General features: G+C 67.5%; 3 protein-coding genes and 1 pseudogene. All 4 read right to left on the minus strand.

Annotation, left to right across the window (positions count from 1 at the left end):
• Positions 1-544 (minus strand): 50S ribosomal protein L3 (gene rplC, locus BGO91_RS04165; RefSeq protein ID WP_290471616.1); only part of this gene is annotated, 544 nt, incomplete at its 3' end.
• An 11-nt stretch (positions 545-555) separates the two neighbouring features.
• Positions 556-864 carry a 30S ribosomal protein S10 gene (gene rpsJ / locus BGO91_RS04170; RefSeq protein WP_005050520.1) on the minus strand — a complete coding sequence of 103 codons (309 nt, stop codon included), beginning with the start codon at positions 862-864 and terminating at the stop codon, positions 556-558.
• A gap of 445 nt (positions 865-1,309) precedes the next feature.
• A complete protein-coding gene (locus tag BGO91_RS04175; RefSeq protein ID WP_290471617.1) occupies positions 1,310-1,912 on the minus strand; it encodes a hypothetical protein in 603 nt (200 codons plus the stop codon).
• 819 nt (positions 1,913-2,731) lie between these two features.
• A pseudogene (locus BGO91_RS04180) lies at positions 2,732-2,870 on the minus strand (elongation factor Tu); the annotation flags it as partial.

The raw sequence follows: 2,870 nt of genomic DNA on the forward strand, positions 1-2,870 counted from the left end.
CGCCACCCATGCGACCGGCCATGCGCATGCCCTTGAAGACACGGCTCGGGGTCGAGGAGGCGCCGATGGAGCCCGGCTTGCGGTGGTTGCGGTGCGCACCGTGCGAAGCGGAGACGCCCTGGAAGTTGTGGCGCTTCATGACACCGGCGAAGCCCTTGCCCTTCGAGGTGCCGACGACGTCGACCAGCTGGCCGGCCTCGAACGTGCTCTCGACGGTGAGCTCCTGGCCGGCGCTGTAGTCGGCCGCGTCCGCGGTGCGGACCTCGGTGAGGTGACGGCGCGGCGTGACGCCCGCCTTGTCGAAGTGGCCGGCGGCCGGCTTGTTCACCTTGCGCGGGTCGATCTGGCCGTAGGCGATCTGGACGGCGTTGTAGCCGTCGGCCTCGGGGGTGCGGACCTGGGTCACGACGTTCGGCGTGATCTCGATGACGGTCACGGGGATGAGCTTGTTGTTCTCGTCCCAGACCTGGGTCATGCCGAGCTTCTTGCCGAGGAGGCCCTTGGAGGACTTGTGCTCAGCGGCTGCTTTGTTGACGTTAGGCATGGCACTCCCCCTTAGAGCTTGATCTCGATGTTGACGTCCGCCGGCAGGTCGAGACGCATGAGCGAGTCGACGGCCTTCGGGGTCGGGTCGATGATGTCGATCAGCCGCTTGTGCGTGCGCATCTCGAAGTGCTCGCGGCTGTCCTTGTACTTGTGGGGCGAACGGATGACGCACACCACGTTCTTCTCGGTGGGAAGGGGCACCGGGCCGACGACGGTCGCGCCGGCACGGGTCACCGTGTCGACGATCTTGCGCGCCGAGGTGTCGATGACCTCGTGGTCGTACGACTTAAGCCGAATGCGGATCTTCTGTCCCGCCATGTCTGACTCTCTCTCTTGTTATGGCGTCGTACGAGTCGGATCCTCTCGGAACCGATTCGCATTGGACGCGGTGCGACGAACGCAGGGGAACGCCACTATTCTTCTGTCAACTCTCCGACCCCCGCGCTCGGGCGTGTCGCCTGAATCGTGGACAGAGATAACCCCTGGTCCCCGAGGGTGGTCGTTGTGAGCGTGTCCTGCTGCCTGCGGCCTAACCATCTTCCCGCCGGCCTCGAGAGGCCTCGCGGTGGGTTATGCACTGCCTGGCAGTGATCCGGCCGAGACACGCGTGAGCGCAGTCGTCCGGAATGTTGAACTAGACAAGTTTGCCAGATCCCGGGCCAAGCTGCAACCCGGGCGTGTCGCGCGGCGTGGCGCGCCCTGGCGCCGACCCGATTGCGGCCCTCTGGTACGTCTGCGCACGGTCGCCGCACCGCAATCGTACCTAGGCGCAGCACTCACTCCACGAGGTTCGACGGCCGAAGGGGAGACCTGCGGAGGCCAGGTGGGTCTCGAGGGCGCGGGAGTCCATCGCGGTCGTCCAGCGCCAGCGCACGACCCGCAGTCCGAGTGCCCGCAGCCGGTCCTCCCGGACCTTCTCGTCGAGCACGACGCGCTCTGCCGAGCGGCCACCGCGAAGACCAGCGTCGAGGTACTTGGCATCACCGTCCGCCTCGCCGACCACCCCAAGCGCCGGCCACGCGAAGTCGACACGGCCGATCGGCCCGGCGCTGTCGGAGTACGGCACCTGGAGGGCGGGCTGCGGCACTCCCCCGGCATGCATGCTGACCCGACTCACGGACTCGAGCGGCGACTCCGCCCGCCCATCCGCGAACGCGATCACCTCCTGGGCTCGCCGGTGGCCGCGCATCGGCTGGGCGCGCAGCCAGGCTTCGAGGAGGGCGAGTCGGGGCACCCCGTTGCGGACGATGGCGTCGGCCACCACGACCGCGTCGGGCCGTGACATCGTGGCGGCGAGGTCGATGCCCGTGCGGAGGAGAGACGTGGAATGGAGGCCGTCCACCTCGACGATGTCCTCGGACCCCACTTCGCGGGAGTGTGCGACCACACCACGCGCCGAGCGACCTCCACTCGTCCTCCCTACGCTCACGTGGATGCGCTCCGGGATGCTGCCGATCATCGGAAGGCCGTGCAACACCGCCGCCGATTGATGGGAGAACAGTGGCGGCCGCTTCCGGGTGCGAGAGAAGGCGATCAACCGGAGGCGGTAACGATCGAGAGCATCCAGCTCGTCCCACACCCCTCGACGGACGTACGCGCCTCTTCCGACACGGACCTCACTGCCCGCGACGGCGGCCCGTGCGTGCTGGTGGCGGGTGTCAGCCAGGTCGCGCAGCTCGCAGGTGAGGACAAGGGGCGTGTGCGCATGTTCGATCGTCATCGATCTGGTCTACCGGCGGATGGTGGTGTGCGGCCCCTCCCGCTGCGCTCTGTGGAGAACCGTCCACCGGCTCCGCCCTGTGGGCGATCCGGTATCTGCTACGCCGCGGTACGTTCGCGTCACGGCGAACGGGGGCAGACGTACCAAGCGGGCGCACTCACCCGGGCACGAAGGAGCGGGGCCGGCGTATCGCCGACCCCGCTCGAGCAGCGCCTCGCGCCGCTGCTCCGTTGGTTTCAAGACCGCTTACGCGGTGTCCGAACTCTCCGTTCGTGATCCGGTCAGCGGTTCGAGCTGGTTTGCGAGGTCTTGGATTGCCATAGGCGTCTCCCTCCGTCGACGGATCCGTCCGGTTGGAACGGTGAGTCCATCTTGCGCCTCCGGCGAGCCGAGGTAAACCCCGCGTTAACGAAAGAGGGCCGGGCCCGAAGGCCCGACCCTCTTCCGAGTCAGTCGAAGAAACGACTACTTGATGATCTTGGTCACCGTACCGGCGCCCACGGTGCGGCCACCCTCACGGATGGCGAAGCCGAGGCCCTCCTCCATGGCGATCGGCTGGATCAGCTCGACCGTCATGTCGGTGGTGTCGCCGGGCATGACCATC

The organism is Leifsonia sp. 71-9 (genome assembly GCF_001898805.1).
In the GTDB taxonomy this organism is placed as follows: domain Bacteria; phylum Actinomycetota; class Actinomycetes; order Actinomycetales; family Microbacteriaceae; genus Leifsonia.

Bases quoted from the DNA above. Each gene is read 5' to 3' on its own strand.
- rpsJ (WP_005050520.1), bottom strand. From the start codon at position 864: ATGGCGGGACAGAAGATCCGCATTCGGCTTAAGTCGTACGACCACGAG.